This is a genomic window from Arthrobacter sp. TJ-238, assembly GCF_058269215.1.
Genome location: NZ_JBZCNH010000005.1, coordinates 63,563 through 82,594, shown reverse-complemented (window position 1 = coordinate 82,594; position 19,032 = coordinate 63,563). Strand labels below are relative to the sequence as shown.

The 19,032-nt window shown below is 69.1% G+C and carries 15 protein-coding genes; 4 read left to right on the top strand and 11 right to left on the bottom strand.

What is annotated here, in order from left to right:
* Positions 1 to 76: 76 nt before the first annotated feature.
* The 4 genes from AC4D2O_RS11950 to AC4D2O_RS11935 all read right to left on the bottom strand — a co-directional run bounded on the left by AC4D2O_RS11950 (position 77) and on the right by AC4D2O_RS11935 (position 3,512).
* Entirely contained in the window at positions 77 to 280 is a 204-nt protein-coding gene (locus AC4D2O_RS11950) for a cold-shock protein (RefSeq protein ID WP_043446208.1), read from the bottom strand.
* A gap of 186 nt (positions 281 to 466) precedes the next feature.
* Positions 467 to 1,597, bottom strand: coding sequence for a ribosome small subunit-dependent GTPase A (gene rsgA, locus AC4D2O_RS11945; protein ID WP_490907581.1), 1,131 nt, complete (start codon positions 1,595 to 1,597; stop codon positions 467 to 469).
* The gene (aroA, locus tag AC4D2O_RS11940) at positions 1,594 to 2,958 is read right to left on the bottom strand and encodes a 3-phosphoshikimate 1-carboxyvinyltransferase (RefSeq protein WP_490907580.1); all 1,365 of its coding nucleotides are present in this window, start codon (positions 2,956 to 2,958) and stop codon (positions 1,594 to 1,596) included. Before aroA ends, rsgA begins: the two co-directional genes overlap by 4 nt.
* A 5-nt stretch (positions 2,959 to 2,963) precedes the next feature.
* Positions 2,964 to 3,512 carry a DoxX family protein gene (locus AC4D2O_RS11935; RefSeq protein WP_490907579.1) on the bottom strand — a complete coding sequence of 183 codons (549 nt, stop codon included), beginning with the start codon at positions 3,510 to 3,512 and terminating at the stop codon, positions 2,964 to 2,966.
* A 324-nt stretch (positions 3,513 to 3,836) separates the two neighbouring features.
* On the opposite strand from AC4D2O_RS11935, the gene AC4D2O_RS11930 reads away from it, so the two are divergent.
* The gene (locus tag AC4D2O_RS11930; protein ID WP_490907578.1) at positions 3,837 to 4,532 is read left to right on the top strand and encodes a sigma-70 family RNA polymerase sigma factor; all 696 of its coding nucleotides are present in this window, start codon (positions 3,837 to 3,839) and stop codon (positions 4,530 to 4,532) included.
* Positions 4,529 to 4,789, top strand: a complete 261-nt coding sequence (rsrA, locus tag AC4D2O_RS11925) for a mycothiol system anti-sigma-R factor (protein WP_104049641.1) — start codon at positions 4,529 to 4,531, stop codon at positions 4,787 to 4,789. The genes AC4D2O_RS11930 and rsrA overlap by 4 nt, the downstream gene beginning before the upstream one ends.
* 83 nt (positions 4,790 to 4,872) lie before the next feature.
* Here the strand turns inward: rsrA and AC4D2O_RS11920 are convergent, their stop codons facing one another.
* Complete coding sequence (locus AC4D2O_RS11920) at positions 4,873 to 4,947, bottom strand: 50S ribosomal protein bL37 (RefSeq protein WP_369299106.1); 75 nt, start codon at positions 4,945 to 4,947, stop codon at positions 4,873 to 4,875.
* Between the two features lie 147 nt (positions 4,948 to 5,094).
* Between AC4D2O_RS11920 and AC4D2O_RS11915 the strand changes: the two genes are divergently transcribed.
* Entirely contained in the window at positions 5,095 to 6,060 is a 966-nt protein-coding gene (locus tag AC4D2O_RS11915; protein ID WP_490907577.1) for a zinc-binding dehydrogenase, read from the top strand.
* Positions 6,061 to 6,192: 132 nt separating this feature from the next.
* On the opposite strand, the gene AC4D2O_RS11910 is transcribed toward AC4D2O_RS11915, so the two are convergent.
* The 6 genes from AC4D2O_RS11910 to AC4D2O_RS11885 all read right to left on the bottom strand — a co-directional run bounded on the left by AC4D2O_RS11910 (position 6,193) and on the right by AC4D2O_RS11885 (position 17,275).
* The gene (locus AC4D2O_RS11910; protein ID WP_490907576.1) at positions 6,193 to 7,974 is read right to left on the bottom strand and encodes an ABC transporter ATP-binding protein; all 1,782 of its coding nucleotides are present in this window, start codon (positions 7,972 to 7,974) and stop codon (positions 6,193 to 6,195) included.
* Positions 7,974 to 9,008, bottom strand: coding sequence for an ABC transporter permease (locus tag AC4D2O_RS11905; RefSeq protein ID WP_490907575.1), 1,035 nt, complete (start codon positions 9,006 to 9,008; stop codon positions 7,974 to 7,976). The genes AC4D2O_RS11910 and AC4D2O_RS11905 overlap by 1 nt, the downstream gene beginning before the upstream one ends.
* A gap of 10 nt (positions 9,009 to 9,018) precedes the next feature.
* Positions 9,019 to 10,551, bottom strand: coding sequence for an ABC transporter permease (locus AC4D2O_RS11900; RefSeq protein ID WP_490907574.1), 1,533 nt, complete (start codon positions 10,549 to 10,551; stop codon positions 9,019 to 9,021).
* Between the two features lie 102 nt (positions 10,552 to 10,653).
* Positions 10,654 to 12,438, bottom strand: a complete 1,785-nt coding sequence (locus AC4D2O_RS11895) for an ABC transporter family substrate-binding protein (protein WP_490907573.1) — start codon at positions 12,436 to 12,438, stop codon at positions 10,654 to 10,656.
* 229 nt (positions 12,439 to 12,667) lie between these two features.
* Positions 12,668 to 13,267 carry a GDSL-type esterase/lipase family protein gene (locus AC4D2O_RS11890; RefSeq protein ID WP_104049646.1) on the bottom strand — a complete coding sequence of 200 codons (600 nt, stop codon included), beginning with the start codon at positions 13,265 to 13,267 and terminating at the stop codon, positions 12,668 to 12,670.
* A gap of 153 nt (positions 13,268 to 13,420) precedes the next feature.
* Positions 13,421 to 17,275, bottom strand: a complete 3,855-nt coding sequence (locus AC4D2O_RS11885; protein WP_490907572.1) for a multifunctional oxoglutarate decarboxylase/oxoglutarate dehydrogenase thiamine pyrophosphate-binding subunit/dihydrolipoyllysine-residue succinyltransferase subunit — start codon at positions 17,273 to 17,275, stop codon at positions 13,421 to 13,423.
* A 248-nt stretch (positions 17,276 to 17,523) separates the two neighbouring features.
* Between AC4D2O_RS11885 and guaB1 the strand changes: the two genes are divergently transcribed.
* A complete protein-coding gene (guaB1, locus tag AC4D2O_RS11880) occupies positions 17,524 to 18,975 on the top strand; it encodes a GMP reductase (RefSeq protein ID WP_490907571.1) in 1,452 nt (483 codons plus the stop codon).
* The last annotated feature ends 57 nt before the right edge of the window (positions 18,976 to 19,032 follow it).

Below are 19,032 nucleotides of genomic sequence, written 5' to 3'. Positions count from 1 at the left end.
GACAGCGGAAAGCCACCGCGGGCTCGCGCCGCGCGGTGGCTTTCGGTCCGTCGCCGCACTGCGGCACGGAAGGGAATCAGAGAACGGTGATGTTCTCGGCCTGGGGACCCTTGGGGCCCTGGGTGGTCTCGAAGTTGACCTTCTGGTTCTCTTCGAGGGAACGGTAGCCGTTCGAGTTGATCGCGGAGAAGTGGGCGAACACGTCAGCGCCGCCGTCCTCGGGAGCGATGAAGCCGAAGCCCTTTTCGGCGTTGAACCATTTCACTGTGCCAGTAGCCATGTCGTACATCCTTACCTGGGAGAGCGCCCCGACGTTCGGGGGCTCATCGTGGTGTTCGTTACCCGCTTATCAAAAAAGCTGTCGAACTCCAGGTGGAGGGTCAAGGCTTAGAGATGTAATGCGCAAACAACAACTTCGTTCACTGTAACAGCCCGCGGCCCGGCACCTGACATCGTGTGCCGGGCGTCACTGCTGGCCGAGCTCCTTGGCGTCATGGGCGCTGCCCCGCGCCTCCGCCGTCCCGGCCGTCAGCAGGCGCCGCAGGCTGGCGAGGCGGACGGGGCCGGAGTCCCCGGCGAGCCCCTCCTCCACATAGCTGTCGAGTCCGCAGTCGACGGCGTGGTCGTCGTGCCGGCACCCGCGCTCGCAGCGCTCGGTACCCGGCTCGAGGTCGGGGAAGGCCTTCAGGATGCGGTCGGCGTCCACGTGCGCGAGACCGAACGACCGGATGCCGGGGGTGTCGATGATCCAGGTGCCCGGGGCGGCATCGGCGGCCTTGAGGGCGAGGGCCGACGACGACGTGTGGCGTCCCCTGCCCGTGACGGCGTTGACGCCGCCCGTGGCGCGCGTGGACCCGGTGAGGGCGTTCACCATGGTCGACTTCCCGACGCCGGAGTGTCCGAGCAGCACGCTGACCTGCCCGTCGAGTTCGTCGCGGAGGGCGTCGACGGCGCCGTGCGAGAGACGCGCCGATTCGCCGTCGTCGGAGGTGGCCTCGATCCCGACACCCTCGTCCGTCCTGCTGATGATCACGCGCAGGTCGAGGTGCTCGTAGTTGGCGAGGAGTGCGGCCGGGTCACGGAGGTCGGCCTTGGTGATGCACAGGAGCGGCTCGATCCCGGCGTCGTAGGCGGCCACGAGGGCGCGGTCGATGAACCCCGTGCGCGGTTCCGGATTGGCGGCGGCGACGACGATGACGAGCTGGTCCGCGTTGGCGACGACGACCCGCTCCACCGGGTCCGTGTCGTCCGCGCTGCGGCGCAGGACGGTGTGCCGATCCTCGATCCGGACGAGGCGCGCGAGGGAGTCGGGGCCGCCGGAGAGGTCGCCGACGAGGGCCACGAGATCGCCGGCGACGACGGCGCTGCGGCGCAGCTCGCGAGCGCGTGCGGCGATGACGGTCCGCTCGTCGGGGGTGTCCTCGTCCACGACCGTGGTGTAGCGCCCTCGGTCGACGGTCACCACCCGCCCGGTCACGGCGTCGTCGTAGGCGGGGCGCGTCTTGGTGCGCGGGCGGGACCCCTTCTTGTTGGGGCGGATCCGGACGTCGGACTCGTCCCAGGCCCGCGATCCGCGACGGTTGCCGGCCTCGCTCATGCCCGATCCGCCGTTCCGCCCGTGCCTGTTCCCGTCCCCGTGCCTGTCCCCGTGACCGCGGCCCAGAGGGCGGGGAATTCGGGCAGGGTCTTGGCGGTGGTCGCGATGTTCTCGACCTCGACGCCGTCCACGGCCAGGCCGATGATCGCCCCGGCGGTCGCCATCCGGTGGTCGTCGTAGGTGTGGAACACGCCGCCGTGCAGGGGGGCCGGGCGGATGACGAGGCCGTCGGCCGTCTCCTCGGCATCGCCGCCGAGCGCGTTGATCTCGGCGACGAGTGCGGCGAGCCGGTCCGTCTCGTGCCCGCGGAGATGCGCGATGCCGGTGAGCGTCGACGGCGTGTCCGCCAGGGCGCACAGGGCCGCGACCGTGGGGGCGAGCTCGGAGGTGTCGGCGAACGTGCCGCCGGAGATCGAGGGTCCGCCCGTGACGGTCAGGACGCCGTCGTCGAGGCTCGTCCGCGCGCCCATGAGCGGCAGGATGCGTCGCCATGCGTCGCCCACCTGGGTGGTGCCGTCCGGCCAGTTGCGCACGCGGACGGTGCCGCCGGTGACGAGGGCGGCGGCGAGGAACGGTCCGGCGTTGGAGAGGTCCGGTTCCACTGCTACGTCGAAGGCCGCGATGGGCCCGGGGGAGACCCGCCAGTGGTCCGGGACGGAATCGTCGACGGCCACCCCGAGGGACCGCAGCACCGATACGGTCATCCGCACGTGGTCGAGGCTGGGGACGGGCTTGCCGACGTGCTCGAGGTGCAGTCCCTCGGTGAAGCGGGCGCCCACGAGGAGCAGCGCCGAGACGAACTGGGAGGACGCGGACGCGTCGATGACGAGTCGTCCGCCACGGACGCGCCCGTCGCCCTCGATACCGAACGGCAGTGCGCCGGTCCCGCCGTCGTCGACCGCCACCCCGAGGCCGCGCAGGGCCGCGATGATGCTGCCCATCGGGCGGCGGCGTGCATGGGGGTCGCCGTCGAACCGGGTGGTGCCGGTGACGAGTCCGGCGAGGGGTGGGACGAAACGCATGACCGTGCCGGCGAGCCCGCAGTCGACGGCGCGGTCGGCCGGTGAGCCGGGACCGGCCTGCAGGGGGGTGACGCGGAGGTCCGGGCCGAAGCCGCTGTCGCCCGGCACCTCCTCGATGACGGCGCCGAGCGCCCGCAGGGCGCCCACCATCAGTGCGGAGTCACGGGAGTGGAGGGGCCGCCGGATGAGGCACGGGCCGTCGGCCAGAGCCGCGAGGACGAGGTAGCGGTTGGTGAGCGATTTGGAGCCGGGGACGGAGATCCCGGCGTCCACGGGACGCGTCAGGCGGGGTGCCCGCCACAGAGCCTGGTCGGACACCCCGCCTGAGGTAACGGTCATGTCGCTTAGGAACCGACGACGTCGGCAGCGGTCTTGCGCACGGCCAGGTCGGCCTTCTTCAGCTGCTTGCGGGCATCCCTGCTCAGGCCGGCGGCGTTCTTCTTCGCGTCCCGGGCGAGGTGCTCGGCGCGCCAGGCGATGCCCGGGCGGCCGTTGGTGTCCACGGCGGCGAGCAGGACGGCACCGATGAGCGAGAGGTGCTTGAGCAGCTGCGCGCGGCGGGCCTTCTTGGCCGCCGGCGTCGAGGCATCCGCTGAGCGGTAGTCGACGAGGGCATTGACCGTCGCGGTCACGGTCAGCAGCAGGGCCGCGACGCGGGAGAACCGCCCGATGCCGAGCAGGAGTGCCGCCCCGACCTGCGTGGCGCCGAGGACCTGGCCCACCAGCTTCTCGTTGCTCGTGAGCGCGGCGGCGGACGGGACCACCTTGGTCACCCCGGCCAGGACGGGCTTGAGCTGCGGGGCCGTGGCGCCGGCCGTGCGGTACCGGTCGACGCCGGAGAACACGAAGCTGCTGGCGAGCAGGGGTCGGGCGATTACGCGGACAAGGGTCACAACTGCCTCCTGGTTGCCGGCGGGGTGCGCCGGGCATCGGTTCGGTACTGCGTCATCAAAGTACTAAGCACGCTGGGTCCAGTTTTGCATGCCGTGCCGCACGGGGCGATCCGGAACCCGCCGGCCTGCAGGAATGGAACAGGAATAGAAGGGGCTGCGGGCAGGTTGGAGAAGGGGTAACGGGAACGGCAGGCGAAAGGGGACGCACGGATGACAGGTGCACGGACCGCGACGGTCGACAGACCAGGGTTCCAGCTCACGACGACGGTCAAGCACGACGCCCCCACGGGGCCCGCGCGGGTTCGGCGCGTAGACTTTGGCACGATGAATACCACAGCCCCCGCAGGCAGCAGCCAGGCCGAAGATGCAGAGTTGGACGTGTCGACGGAGTCCGAGGCGGACCGTAAGGCGCGCTTCGAGCGTGACGCCATGCAGTACGTGGACCAGCTCTACTCCGCGGCGATGCGCATGGCCCGGAACCCGAGCGACGCCGAGGACCTGGTGCAGGAGGCGTACACGAAGGCGTTCTCCGCCTTCCACCAGTACAAGCCGGGAACCAACCTGAAGGCGTGGCTGTACCGGATCCTCACCAACACGTACATCAACCTCTACCGCAAGAGGCAGCGAGAGCCCCTGCAGTCCCACTCGGACACGATCGAGGACTGGCAGCTCGCGAAGGCCGCCGAGCACACCTCGGCCGGCCTGCGGTCTGCAGAGGCCGAGGCGCTGGACCACCTGCCCGACTCCGACGTGAAGAGCGCGCTGCAGGCGATCCCGGAGGAGTTCAGGCTCGCCGTGTACTTCTCCGACGTGGAGGGCTTCGCGTACAAGGAAATATCGGAAATCATGAACACGCCCATCGGGACCGTCATGTCCCGGCTGCATCGCGGCCGCAAGCTCCTGCGGGAACTGCTCGCCGAGTACGCGCACGAGCGGGGACTGGGTACCACCAGCGGTGCTGGTACCAAGACCCCGGTCGCCGCAGGTGCAGCGGGCAAGGAACAGGAGATGAAGAAATGAGCGATTGCGGTAGTTTGGGCGACTGCGCCGACTCGAGGATCGAGCGGCTGTACGAGTACCTCGACGGGGCGCTGTCCCACCAGGACCTCGTGGAGATCAAGGACCACCTGGACGGGTGCCCCCAGTGCGCCGAGGAGCACGACCTCGAGTGCGTCATCCGCTCGGTCGTGAAGCGGTCCTGCACGGAAGTCGCGCCGTCGACCCTGAAGGCCAGCATCCTCGACCGCATCAGCCACCTCCAGTCCGTGGACCACTGACGGGCCGAAGCGCGGTCACGACGACAAAGAAGAACCTCCGGCCCAGCGGGCCGGAGGTTCTTCTTTCGTACTGACGCCTGGACTCAGGTGTTGGGGCGCTTACCGTGGTTCGCGCCTCCACGCTTCCGGTCGCGGCGCTTGCGTGCTCGCTTGCTCATGGCTGCCTCCTTCTTCTTCAGGCACTGCAGTCGTGCAGAACTGCTCCCAAGTCTCCCATACGCCGGCCTGCCCCGCCTAAACAGGACCCGTCGGGGGAGCCCGTGCTTAGGATGAGGGCGACCATCCATGACCGAAGGAGCTTATGCATGCGCGCCGCCTACGCAGCCACCCAGTCCACGGACGATCCGCTCGCCGGCCTCACCGTGGGCGACGTGGAGCTACCCGATGCACCCGACGGCTTCCGCCGGGTGCGGGTCGTCGCGTCCTGCCTGAACCACCACGACCTCTGGTCGCTCAGGGGAGTGGGGCTCGCGCAGGAGCGCCTGCCCATGGTGCTCGGCTGCGACGCCGCCGGGATCGACGACGACGGCGCCGAGGTGATCGTCCACGGCGTCGTGTCCTCGCCCGAGTGGCGCGGCGACGAGACCCTGGACCCACGGCGGTCCCTCCTGTCCGAGCGGTACCCGGGCACCATGGCGGACTACGTGTGGGTGCCCGAGCGGAACCTCGTGCCCAAGCCCCCGGAGCTCTCCTTCGAGGAGGCGGCGTGCCTGCCCACGGCCTGGCTCACCGCGTACCGCATGCTCTTCACGGTCTCCCCGGCCGCCCCGGGCTCCACCGTGCTGGTCCAGGGGGCGGGCGGCGGCGTGGCCACCGCGCTCATCGCGCTCGCCGCGGCGGCGGGTTACCGCGTGTGGGCCACGAGCCGCAGCGAGGACAAGCGGCAGCGTGCTCTCGACCTCGGCGCCGAGCAGGTGTTCGACGCCGGCGCGCGGCTGCCCGAGCGCGTGGACGTCGTCTTCGACTCGGTCGGCGAGGCGACGTGGGCGCACTCCCTCAAGTCGCTCGTGCCGGGCGGGACCGTGGTGACGTGCGGGGCGACGAGCGGGCCCGCTCCGTCCGCGGACCTGAACCGGGTGTTCTTCCTCCAGCTGCGGGTGCTCGGCTCGACCATGGGCACCCGCGAGGAACTCGAGCGGCTCACGCGCTTCCTCGTGGCCACCGGCGTCCGGCCCGTCATCGACGCGGTCCTGCCCCTCGACGACGCCGCCGAGGGTTTCCGGCGCATGCTCGACGGGGACGTGTTCGGGAAGATCGTCTTCCGCCACTGAGGGTCACCGGGGACCATTGAAAATCCACCGGGGACCACCGGGGCTCCACCGCACGAAAGGAGACCCTCCGCTGACGGAGGGTCTCCTTTCGTGTACCGGTCGGGCGCTGTCCGTCGGACAGCTGGTCGACGGCTAGTCGACGGCGCCTGCCGCCATGAGGGCGGAGCGCTGCTCCCGGCGCAGCGCCTGGTGCGCCGGGTCCGGCACGGGTGCCGCGGCGAGCAGCCGGCGCGTGTACGGATCGCGCGGGTACTTCAGGATCTGCTCGGTGGTGCCCTGTTCCACGAGCGTTCCCTTGTTGAGCACCGCGATGTGGCTGGCGAGGAGCTCCACGACGGCGAGGTCGTGGCTCACGAACAGGCAGGCGAACCCGCGTTCGCGCTGGAGCTCCTGCAGCAGCTCCAGGACCTTCGCCTGCACCGAGACATCGAGCGCCGAGGTGGGCTCGTCCGCGACGAGGAGGTCCGGGCGCAGCGACAGCGCACGGGCGATCCCGACGCGCTGGCGCTGCCCACCGGAGAGCTCGTGCGGGTACCGGTTGCGGAAGGCGACGGGCAGCTGCACGTCCTCCAGCAGGGACGCCACGCGCTTGTCCAGCTCGGCGCGGCCCGGCTTCTCGTGCAGCAGCAGCGGCTCGCCGATGCTCTCGCCGATGGACATCCTCGGGTTCAGGGATGCCGCCGGGTCCTGGAACACGATGGCGAACTTCTTGCGCAGCGGCAGCAGCTGCCGGGCGCTGAGCTCGGTGATGTCGGTGCCCCCGATGCTGACCCGGCCGCCGGAGGTCCTGATCAGGCCCGTGACGGCACGCGCGATGGTGGACTTGCCCGACCCGGACTCACCGACGAGGCCGAGGACCTCACCGGGGTTGATGGTCAACGAGACGCCGGAGACGGCCTTGAAGGCCGGCTGGCGGAAACGCCCCGGGTACTCGATGTCCACGTCCTGGAGCTCGAGGGCGGGGACGACGCCGGACGCGGTGTGCGTCTCCTGGGCACGGAGCGCCGCCTCCGCGTACTCCCGGTGGATGGTCGCCTGCCCGTCCACCACCTCGACGTCGGTGAGGACCCCGCCGACCTTCGACCCGAGGTGCGGGACGGCCCCGAGGAGCTGCTTCGTGTAGGCCTCGGCGGGGGCGGCGAACAGCTGCGCCGTGGGCGCCGCCTCAACGATGCGCCCGCGCTCCATGACCACCACGTGGTCGGCGAGGTCGGCGACCACGCCCATGTCGTGGGTGATGAGGAGTACCGCACTGTTGAGCCGCTTGTTGAGCTTGCGCAGCAGGTCCAGGACCTCGGCCTGCACGGTGACGTCGAGCGCCGTCGTGGGCTCGTCCGCGATGAGCAGCATGGGGTCGTTGGCGAGGGCGATGGCGATCATGGCGCGCTGGCGCTGGCCACCCGAGAACTGGTGCGGGAAGTTGTCGTAGCGCCGCTCCGGTTCGGGGATCTCGACCATGCGCAGCAGCTCGATGGCCCGCGTCTTCGCCTGCGCGGGGGAGAGTTCCGTGTGCTGCTCGACCGCCTCGCGGATCTGCTCGCCGACCGTCAGCACGGGATTGAGTGCGGTCATGGGCTCCTGGAAGATCATGGCGATCTCGTTGCCCCGCACGCGGCGGAGCGTGCCCTGCGTTGCGCCGATCAGCTCCTTGCCGAGCATCTTCGCGCTGCCGGTGGAGCGGCCGTTGCGGGGCAGGAGGCCGAGCAGCGCCATGGAGGACATGCTCTTGCCGGACCCCGATTCACCGACGATCGCGAGGATCTCGCCGGGGTGGATCTCGTAGGAGACCTCCTCGGCGGCCATGACCCATTCGTTGTCGACGTTGAACTCCACGCCGAGGTTCCTGACCGCGAGGATGGGTCCGTTGCCGGGGACTGCCTGCTCATCCGAGATGATGACGGAACTGGTACTCATTACTGCTTCACCCTTGTCTGCTTGGGGTCGAACGCGTCGCGCAGGCCGTCTCCGATGAAATTGACCGCGAGGGCGATGCCGATGATGAACACGCCCGGCCACAGGAACAGCCAGGGCCGCACGGTGAGGGCCGAGCGGTTGTCGTTGATGGCCTTGCCGAGCGAGGTGTCGGGTGCCGTGACCCCGAGGCCCAGGAAGCTGAGGCCGGTCTCCAGGAGGATGGCACCCGAGATGGCGAGCGTCGTCGAGACGATGATGACGCCGACCGTGTTCGGCAGGATGTGGCGGAAGATGATGCGCCCCGAGCTCGCACCGACCGACTTCGCCGACTCGACGAACTCCTTCTCTCGCAGGGAGAGGAACTCGCCGCGGACGAGCCTCGCGAGTCCCGTCCAGGTCACGGCACCGAGGAACAGGGCGAAGGGGATGATCCCGTACTTCGCGACGATACCGGCGACGGCTGCCGCGATGACGACCGTCGGGATGGTGATGACGACGTCGGTGATCCGCATGAGGAACGCCTCGGTCCAGCCGCGGAAGTAACCCGCGAAGGCGCCGACGGTGGTGCCGATGACCATGGCCACGAGCCCGACGACGAAAGCGATGATGAGCGAGGTCTGGATGCCGCGCATGGTCAGGGCGAAGTAGTCGCGCCCGAGGACGTCCTGGCCGAAGGGGTGCTCACCGAGGCTGAAGGGCCACAGGGTGAGCGTGGGCCTGCCCTCGTTGAAGCGTGCGGCCAGCACGTCGTAGTCCTTGTTCCACCAGCCCGGGATGCCGGCGAAGCCGATCGAGGTGAAGGCCAGGAGCACGATCAGCACCAGCAGGGCGATGCCGGCCAGCGCCCCCTTGTGGCGGAAGAACCGCTCCCGGATCAGGCGTCCCTGGCTCTTCGCCTCCGTGGTGCGGATGCGGTCGGTCTGGTCCCTCGTGGGGATCGCCGTCGCGATGTCGGTGTCCTGGCTCTGCAGCGTCATCTCGGACAGTTCCAGGGAGGCGCGGGAGTCGTCCCGCGGGTTCTCGTGATTACTCATGGGGGATGTCCTAGCTCAGGGTGATACGCGGGTCGAGGAACGCGTAGGCGATGTCCGCCAGCATGTTGAACAGCACGGCGGCCGTGCCGACGACGAGGAAGAAGGCCATGACCGGCCCCGGATCCACGTGGCCGATGCCGTCGACGAACATCTTGCCCATGCCGTTCCAGCCGAAGACCTGTTCGGTGATGACGGCGCCGCCGAGGACGCCGGCGAAGTCGAACGCCATGAGGGTGGTGATCGGGATCATCGCGTTGCGGAAGGCGTGCTTGACCAGGACGGTACGTTCGCTCAGCCCTTTGGCGCGGGCGGTGCGGATGTAGTCCTGGTTCATGACGTCGAGCTGGCTCGCCCTGGTGTACCGCGTGTACGTGGCGAAGGAGATCAGCGTCAGTGCGATGGTCGGCAGGATCAGGTGCAGCGCGAAGTCCAGGTTGGTCTCCCAGAACGTGCCGTTGAGGTTCGCCGACTGCGACCCGGTGGTGGGGATGGGGCGGCCACCGGCCTTCGCGGAGAGGGCCGGGTACGCCTGCAGGAGGCGGTCGAGCATGATCAGCAGGCCCACCGAGACGGCGATGACCACACCGATCTTCGCGGCCTGTGCCCGGAACGGTCCACCGACGATCCCGGCGACGACGTAGGCGAGGACCGCCATGACGACCACGAGGCCGACGACGACGAACCAGTTCGGGTCCTCGAGCAGCGGGATGGAGACGAGGTAGCCGACGAAGGCGACGCCGGCGGCGGCGAGGGCCGCGTGCAGCACGCGGCGGCGGCGGAACCCGGCGAGCAGGGCGGTCCAGAGCACGGCGATCCCGACGGCCGAGACGAGCATCCCGACCAGGCCGAGGCCCGGGTTGACGAACCAGCCCGTGACGAGCAGCAGGTACAGGGCGAGGGCTGTCACGACGGTCGCGGCGACGAAGACCATGAGCCTGCGCCGGCGGTCACCGCCGACGGCGACGGCCCAGACCACGCCGGCGATCACCCCTATCAGGGCGATCGTGAGATACGAGAACTGTGGATTCGCCAGCCACGTGTTGAGGTCGATCGCCAGGTACTGCTTGAGGAGCGTGGAGAGCCAGAACAGGGGCAGCGAGAAGAGCAGGAACGAGATGAACGTGACCGAGTAGTCGAACGTGCTGTACTGGCGGATCGCGGTGACGATCCCGACGATCACGCCGAGGACCAGGGCGAGGACCGTCGCGACGACCACGAGGCGCAGGGTGGAGCCCATGGCGTTCTCGAGCTGCGGGAGGACGGCCGCGCCGGTGCGGTCCTGTCCGAGGGTGCAGCTGATGCCGCCGGGGACGAGGCAGTGGCCTACTTCCTGCAGCCACATGAAGTAGCGGGGGATCGGCGGTACGTCGAGGTTCATGGCGGCGGTGCGGACCGCGATGGTCGCGGCCTTCTCCGGGCCGCTGGTCTCGCCGAGGTCCTCGAAGGGATCGCCCGACGAGATGGTGAGGAAGTACATCAGCGTGGTGGCTGCGAGCATGATGAAGAACGAGATGATCGTCCGCTTGGCGATGAAGTAGAACACGTGGGGGCTCCTAGGAAACGGTGCAGGCTGTCGCGGTGCCGGGCACAGGGACGGGCAGGCCCGAGGGCCTGCCCGTCCTCATGCGTGATCCGGAAGGAGCAATCAGTTCTGCTTCGTCCAGCTGTAGGCATTCCAGGTGATGCCGGTCTGCGTCGGGTTCATCTCCACGCCCTGGAGCTTCGAGGAGTGGCCGATGATGTCGGCGTTCGCGTAGAGCACCACGTTGTACTGGGTCTCGGCGAGGCGCTGCTCGAGTTCGGTCTTCAGCGCGGGCACCTCGTCGGCCTCCGTGGTGGTCGCGATCTCGGTCCAGAGGCGGTCGACCTCTTCGTCAGCGTAGCCGCCGAAGTTCTGCTCGCCACCGGAGACGTAGATCGACTGGCCGGAGGCGACGAGTCCGGAACCGGACCAGCCGAACAGGACAGCGTCCCAGGCGCCGGGCTGCGAGAGCTTGGCGCTCCACTCGGCCTCGGGCTGCGGGACGATCTCGAAGCCGGCCTTGTCGCAGGAGTCCTTGACAAGGGCCACCATGTCGGCACGGAGCTGGCTGGTGGAAGCGTACATGAGGCTGACCTTGACGGGCTCGGTCTTGCCGGCCTCGGTCAGGAGCTTCTGGGCACCCTCGATGTCGGCGGTGCCGTCACCCTGGGCTGCGGGAGCGCCGTCGAGGACGGTGTCGTAGTCCGGCTGACCGGGCTGGTACTCGCGCAGGTTCATGACCGATCCCTCGGGATCGATCGGGGTCACGAACTTGTCGACCATGTCGGCGCGGGGGACGCAGGCGTTGAAGGCCTGGCGGACCTTGACGTCCTCGAAGACGGCGCCGGGGCGCTGGTCGAGGTCGATGTGCGAGAAGGTCATCGAGGTCCCGGCGTCCACCGTGACGGTGTCGCCGATCTGCTCGAGGGCAGCCTTGGTGTCGACCGAGGGGCTGGAGGGGTCGATCACGTCGACGTCGCCGTTCTGGAGCGCCTGGACGGCCTCCTCGTCGACGATCGTCTTGAAGACGATGGTGTCGGTCTTGCCGGCGCGCTCCTCGCCCCAGTACTTGTCGTTCTTGACGAGCGTGAGGGTGCCGTTCGTCGCGTTGTCCAGCTTGTACGGGCCGGAGGAGGGCAGCAGGGCCGTGTCGGGGAGCGTGGGCAGGTCCGCCTCGTAGTCCCAGCCCGTGTTCCAGAACTCGGCGACCGGCGTGAGTGCGGCGACGTCCTTGTTCTTGAGGGCGTCGACCAGTGCGGCGCCGTCGCCCTCGGCGGACAGCCCGCCCTGCTCCGCGGCGATGTGAGCGGGAACGAAGAGGTCACCGGTGAGCAGTGCTTCCCAGTCGGCGTACGGCTCGTCGAACACGAGCTCGAACTCCTTGTCGCCCGGCTCGCCCTCGATCATCTTCGTCTGGGCGAAGCCGTTGGTCGAGGCGGCCTGGAAGAGATCCGACTCGGCGCCCGTCTCGGGGTCGGTGACACCGCTGGGGTTCGTGCCGGACATTGCGGCCCAGGTGAGCAGCACGTCGTCGTAGTCGATCGCCACGCCGTCGGACCAGACAGCATCTTCGTCGATGGTGTACTTGATCGTCAGCGGGTCGTCGCTGGTCTTCTCGTAGGTGCCGAAGTCAGGGTTGGCCTCGAGCTCTCCGGCCGCCGTGAAGGCGGCGAAGCCGCTCGTGGTCAGGTTGCTCACGTAGCCGTTGTACACGGAGTTCGTGGCCGCGGTGTTGCCGTTGTAGCCCGTGGGCGCCTGGCTGATCGCGATGTTGATCGTCGACGCGAGGTTCTCCGCGGCACCTTCCGATGCGGGGGTCTCGGCCGTTCCGCCCGCCGATCCACAGGCGCTCAGCATGAGCGCTCCGATGGACAGTGCGGCGAGCGTCATAGTGCGCTTATTACGCATTGAATAGTCCTTACTGTGCTTGGCGCGAGGGGCCAAGGGGTGCCCCACGAGGCGGATTGCTGCAGTGACGGCAATCACACTCGGACAGCATAGCGAAGGATTGTTGCCCCCGGACACTCAGTGAACCTTTGATAACCCATTTGTTACCTCGCTGAAATATAAGGTCTCTGAGCAATCGGAAAGCCCCGGGGAACAGCGTGTCTCCGGGGCTCTGCAGACCTCTGGTGCCTTATTCTGGCGCCGGCACTTCCAACCACTGGAACCAGCCGCGGTGCAGTACGAGCCACGCCACGAGTCCGTAGCCCGCCTGGCCCGGAGTGCCCCCGTTGGAGGCGAGATCGTGCCGCCACTGCTCGTGCGCGAGCAGTGGCGTGAAGGTGTCGACGAAGACGTGCTTGCGGCGCGTCGTGACGTCGCCGAACGCGGCGGACAGATCGGCGAGGCGGCGGTTGCGCTCCGCGTCGAGGCCGGGCGGAGGGCCGACGACGAGCACCTTGACGCTCATCTGCGACGCACCGTCGAGGATGTTCGCGAGGTTGAGGCGGCTCCGTGCCGTCGACAGGTCGAGGTCGAGATCCCGGTCGGAGAGGCCGATCACGAGGCGGTTCTCGAAACCGGCCTCGAAGCGGCGTCCGACCTCCTGCAGCCAGCGGTTCGCGAGGGCCTCGGTGCCCTCACCGGGCGCGGGGAGGCTGTAGGCCTCCACGCTCGCGCTGTCCGGGCGGGTCCGCGCCATCACACGCCCGAACCATCCCAGAGCGCGTGGATCACCGAGCCCCGCGAGGAGTTCGTCGCCCACTGCTGCTAGCCGGATTCTGCGTTGTTCCACTGGTCCCTCGGTGTGCTGGTCGTCGAAAAGGAGCAGGGCACGCGGAACGGCACGGGACCGTTCGTGCCCTTAAAGGCATCAGGTGGGGCCTCGGGCCCCACCTGACATCATACTGATGGCTTACTACTGGCCTGCCACCGGCCCGCTACCGGCCTACTGCTGCCGGCCGAACGCCTTCTTGATGAGGAGTTCCTGCTCCACGGCGTGGTTCTTCGCGGAGCCGGTGGCCGTCGAGGCCGACGCCGGACGCGAGGCCAGGCGGATGGGCCGATCCAGCTCCTGCGGGAGGTTCAGGCCGATGAACGGCCACGGACCCTGGTTCGCCGGCTCGTCCTGCGCCCAGACGATCTCCGCGTCGGGGTACGTGGCGAGCACAGCCCTGATCTCGTCCACGGGGAGCGGGTACAGCTGCTCCACGCGCACGATGGCGGTCCGGGCGTCGTCGAGCTTCTGCCGTGACGCCAGGAGGTCGTAGTACAGCCTGCCGGATACGAGGATCACGCGCTCCACATCGCTGCCCGACGTCCCGAGCGTGTCGGGGATCACCGGACGGAAGGTGCCCTGCGTGAAGTCCTCGACGGGGCTCGCCGCGCCCTTGAGGCGGAGCAGCTGCTTGGGCGTGAAGATCACGAGCGGCTTCCGCGGACGGGTGTAGGCGTGCCGGCGCAGCAGGTGGAAGTGCGACGCGGCCGAACTCGGGTTGGCCACGACCATGTTCTGCTCGGCGCACATCTGGAGGAAGCGCTCGATCCGGGCGGAGGAGTGGTCGGGGCCCTGGCCCTCGTAGCCGTGGGGCAGCATCAGGACGAGGGAGGAGCGCTGGCCCCACTTCTGCTCCGCCGAGCTGATGAACTCGTCGATGATGGTCTGGGCGCCGTTGACGAAGTCGCCGAACTGCGCCTCCCAGATCACCAGGGCGTCCGGGCGTTCCACGGAGTAGCCGTACTCGAATCCCATGGCCGCGTATTCGCTGAGTAGGGAGTCGTAGATCCAGAACTTCGCCTGGTCCGTGCTGAGGCCGTCTAGCGGCAGCCACTCGTGGCCGGTGGCCCGGTCGTGGAACACCGCGTGGCGCTGCACGAAGGTCCCGCGGCGCGAGTCCTGGCCGGCGAGCCGCACGGGCACGCCCTCCATGAGGAGGGACCCGAACGCCGCGATCTCGCCGAAGCCCCAGTCGATGCCGCCCTCGCGGGACATCTGCTCGCGCTTGTCCAGCAGGGCCTTGAGCTTCGGGTGCACCGTGAAGCCCTCGGGGATCGAGGTGTGGGCCGCACCGATGTGCGCGAGCGTCTCGGCGCTGATCGCCGTCTGCGGGGCGTCGCCGCGGCCGCCGTCCGCCTGCTGCGCGTAGGGGCGTTCGAGGTCGGACACCGCCTGCGGGTCCTGCGTGATGACGGGGATCGGCGAGGTCTGCGCCGCGTGCGTCTCGGCGAAGACACGCTCCAGGCGCTCCTGGTAGTCGCGCAGGGCCTGCTCGGCCTCCTCCTGCGTGATGTCGCCGCGGCCGATCAGGGCCTCGGTGTAGAGCTTCCGGACGGAGCGCTTGGCCTCGATGAGGTTGTACATCATGGGCTGGGTCATCGAGGGGTCGTCGCCCTCGTTGTGGCCGCGCCGGCGGTAGCAGACCATGTCGATGACGACGTCCTTGTTGAACCGCTGGCGGAACTGGTACGCCATCTGGGCCACGCGGACCACGGCCTCGGGATCGTCGCCGTTCACATGGAACACCGGTGCCTGGACCATTTTCGCGACGTCCGTGGAGTACACGGAGGAGCGCGAGGACGTGGGACTCGTGGTGAAGCCGACCTGGTTGTTCACGATGACGTGGATGGTGCCACCGGTGCGGTAGCCGCGCAGCTGCGAGAGGTTGAGCGTCTCCGCCACCACGCCCTGCCCGGCGAACGCCGCATCGCCGTGGATGAGGATCGGCAGCACCGGGAAGGTGTCGCCCTGGTCGAGGAGGTCCTGCTTGGCGCGGACGATCCCCTCGAGCACGGGATCGACGGCCTCGAGGTGGGACGGGTTCGCGGCGAGGTAGACCTTGGTCTCGTTGCCGGCGTCGGACGTGAAGGTGCCTTCGGTGCCGAGGTGGTACTTCACGTCGCCCGACCCCTGCACGGAGCGGGGATCCTGCGTGCCCTCGAACTCGCGGAACACCTGGGCGTAGGTCTTGCCGGCGATGTTGGTCAGCACGTTCAGGCGGCCGCGGTGCGCCATGCCGATGGCGACCTCGTCGAGGCCGTCGTCGGCCGCACCCGAGATCACGGCGTCGAGCAGCGGGATCAGGGACTCGCCGCCCTCGAGGGAGAAGCGCTTCTGGCCGACGAACTTGGTCTGCAGGAACGTCTCGAACGCCTCGGCGGAGTTCAGCTTGTGCAGGATGCGCAGCTGCTCCTCGCGGCTCGGCTTGGAGTAGGGGTGCTCCAGCTCGTCCTGGAACCACTGCCGCTCGGCAGGGTCCTGGAGGTGCATGTACTCGATGCCCGTCGTGCGGCAGTACGCGTCACGCAGCACGCCGAGCATGTCACGGAACTTGAGCATCGGCTGGCCGCCGAAGCCGCCCGTGGGCCACTCGCGGTCGAGGTCCCACAGCGTGAGTCCGTGCGTCCTGATGTCCAGGTCGGCGTGCTTGCGCTGGACGTACTCGAGCGGGTTGGTGTCCGCCATGAGGTGTCCGCGGACGCGGTACGCGTGGATGAGCTGCTGGATCCGGGCGACCTTGTTGATCTGGTCCACCGGGTCGACCTGGATGTCGGCGCTCCAGCGCACGGGCTCGTAGGGGATCCGCAGCGACTCGAAGATCTCGTCGTAGAAGCCCTGCTCACCCAGCAGGAGCTGGTGGATGATGCGCAGGAACTCACCGCTGCCGGCACCCTGGATGACGCGGTGGTCGTAGGTGGAGGTCAGCGTGATGGTCTTGCTGATCGCGTGCTTGGCGAGCGTCTTCTCGCTCGAGCCCTGGAACTCCGCGGGGTACTCGAGGGCGCCTGCGCCGATGATGCAGGCCTGGCCCTTGGAGAGGCGCGGGACGGAGTGGACCGTGCCGATGCCGCCCGGGTTGGTGAGGGACACCGTGGTGCCGGCGTAGTCGTCCGCGCCGAGCTTGCCCGCACGGGCCTTCTTGACGAGGTCCTCGTAGGCGTGCCAGAACTCCGAGAAGTTCATGGTCTCGGCCTTCTTGATGTTCGGCACCACGAGCGAGCGCGTGCCGTCCGGCTTCGGCATGTCGATCGCCAGACCGAAGTTCACGTGCGCCGGCTGGATCGCGGAGGGCTTGCCGTCGACGACGTCGTAGTAGACGTTCTGCGACGGGAACTGGGCGAGGGCGCGGATGATCGCGTAGCCGATCAGGTGCGTGAAGGACACCTTGCCGCCTCGGGCGCGGGCCAGGTTGCTGTTGATGACCACGCGGTTGTCGATGAGCAGCTTCGCCGGGATGGCGCGGACACTCGTGGCCGTGGGGACGCTGAGGCTGGCCTCCATGTTGGTGGAGATCGCCTTCGCCGGGCCGCGCAGCACGCTGACCCGGTTCTCCTCCATCTCGCCGTTGCGGTCGGAGACCGGCAGCTGGGCCGGGATGGGCTTCGCGGCTGGCTTCTCCTCGCGCGAGCTCTCGGGTTTCTTCGCCGGTGCGGGCTCCTTCGCCACGGGCGGCGTGCCGTCCTGCTGGGTGCTGGCCGGGCTCTCGCCCGATGCCTTGGGCGCCGGGGCCTCGGTCTTCACGACCGGCAGTTCCTTCGTGGGGGGCGTCGGGGTGGCGGCGGAGGTGCCCTTGCTCCCGGGCGCGGCCGGAGGGGCGGCGGGTGCCGCAGGGGCGGCACCGGCGGGCCGATCCGCTGCCGAGGGGTGTCCGTTCGGGGCGCTCTCCGCGTCGAACGAATCGAACAGATCCCACCACTTCTTGTCGACCGAGTGGCGGTCCTTCTGGAACTGTTCGTAGAGTTCATCAACGAGCCACTCGTTCCCGCCGAACTCTTCAGGCAGACGATGGCTGGTTTGTTCTGGCACTTGGTATACGCCTCTTCCGTAAGTTGCCCTGAGCGCGATGCGGGCGGCACGATCGGCCGAGAAGCCGCACCTGAACCCTGTCCAAGTGTAGTGACAGGAGTAGGCAACGGCCAATCAGGCGTGTCGTGCGCAGGCGCGCCGTGCGATACTGCGCGCGGACGGCGGATGTGCCCGGAGGCGGACGACGCACTAGACTCTATGCGGCTGTCCATCAGGCTGCCCGTCCAGCCGTCGACGCAGGGAGAACCGTGCGCTTCATCACCCCGCCCACCACCGACCTCACCTACTCGGACGTGTTCCTCGTCCCGAGTGCCTCCGAGGTCATCTCCCGCTTCGATGTGGACCTCTCCTCCGACGACGGCACGGGGACCACGATCCCGCTGGTCGTGGCGAACATGACGGCGGTCACCGGTCGGCGCATGGTCGAGACCGTCGCCCGGCGTGGCGGGATCGGCGTGCTCCCGCAGGACGTGCCGGTCGAGGTGATCGCCGAGGTCACCTCGTGGGTCAAGGACCGCCACCCCGTCTTCGAGACGCCGCTGAGGCTCCAGCCGGGCAACACCGTGATCGACGCCCTGCATCTCATGCACAAGCGCGCCCACGGGGCCGTCCTCGTCGTCGACGGGTCCGGTGCCTGCGTGGGTGTGGTGAACGCGGCCGACTGCGAGGAGGTGGACCGCTTCGCCTCGCTCGAGTCCGTGATGCGGGCGGCGCCCGCGCCGTTCGAGGCCGCCCTGTTCGACGAGGAGCCGGCCGTGGCCCTGCAGAAGGCCTTCGAGGACCTCGACGGTGCACGCATCGCCCTCGCACCCGTGGTGCGCGATGGCGTGCTGCAGGGTGTCATCACCCGCACCGGTGCGCTCCGCTCCACGATCTACGAGCCTGCGCTCGACACCGCGGGCAGGCTCCGCGTCGCCGCGGCGGTCGGCATCAACGGCGACGTCGAGGCGAAGGCCTCGGCCCTGCTCGAGGCAGGCGTCGACGTCCTCGTCGTGGACACCGCCCACGGCCACCAGCGGAAGATGCTCGACGCCCTCGCCGTCGTGCGCGGTCTGGACCCGAAGGTCCCGATCGTGGCCGGCAACGTGGTCAGCGCCGACGGGGTGCGCGACCTGGTGGCCGCGGGCGCGTCCATCGTCAAGGTCGGTGTGGGCCCCGGCGCCATGTGCACCACACGCATGATGACCGCCGTCGGACGCCCGCAGTTCTCCGCCGTCCACGAGTGCGCGCAGGCCGCGGCCGAGCTCGGCGCCCATGTGTGGGCCGACGGCGGTGTCCGCTACCCGCGCGACGTCGCCCTCGCCCTCGCCGCGGGCGCGAGCCAGGTCATGATCGGCTCCTGGTTCGCCGGGACCTACGAGAGCCCGGGCGACCTGCAGACCGACAGCAACGGCCGCCGGTACAAGGAGAGCTTCGGCATGGCGTCGGCCCGTGCGGTGCAGAACCGCACCCGGCGCGACGACGTCTTCGCGCGTGCCCGGAAGGGCCTGTTCGAGGAGGGCATCTCCACCTCGAAGATGTACCTGGATCCTGCCCGCCCCGGCGTGGAGGACCTGCTCGACCTGATCACCGCCGGCGTGCGCAGCTCCATGACCTATGCGGGCGCCGATTCGCTGGCCGAGTTCCGTGAGCGTGCGGTGGTCGGCGTGCAGTCGGCCGCCGGGTACGAGGAGGGGCGTCCGCTCCAGCAGAGCTGGTAGGCCCGCCCGAGGGCGCGGTTCCGCCCGCGGAGAAAGTCCTCGGTCGCGCACGTGTCC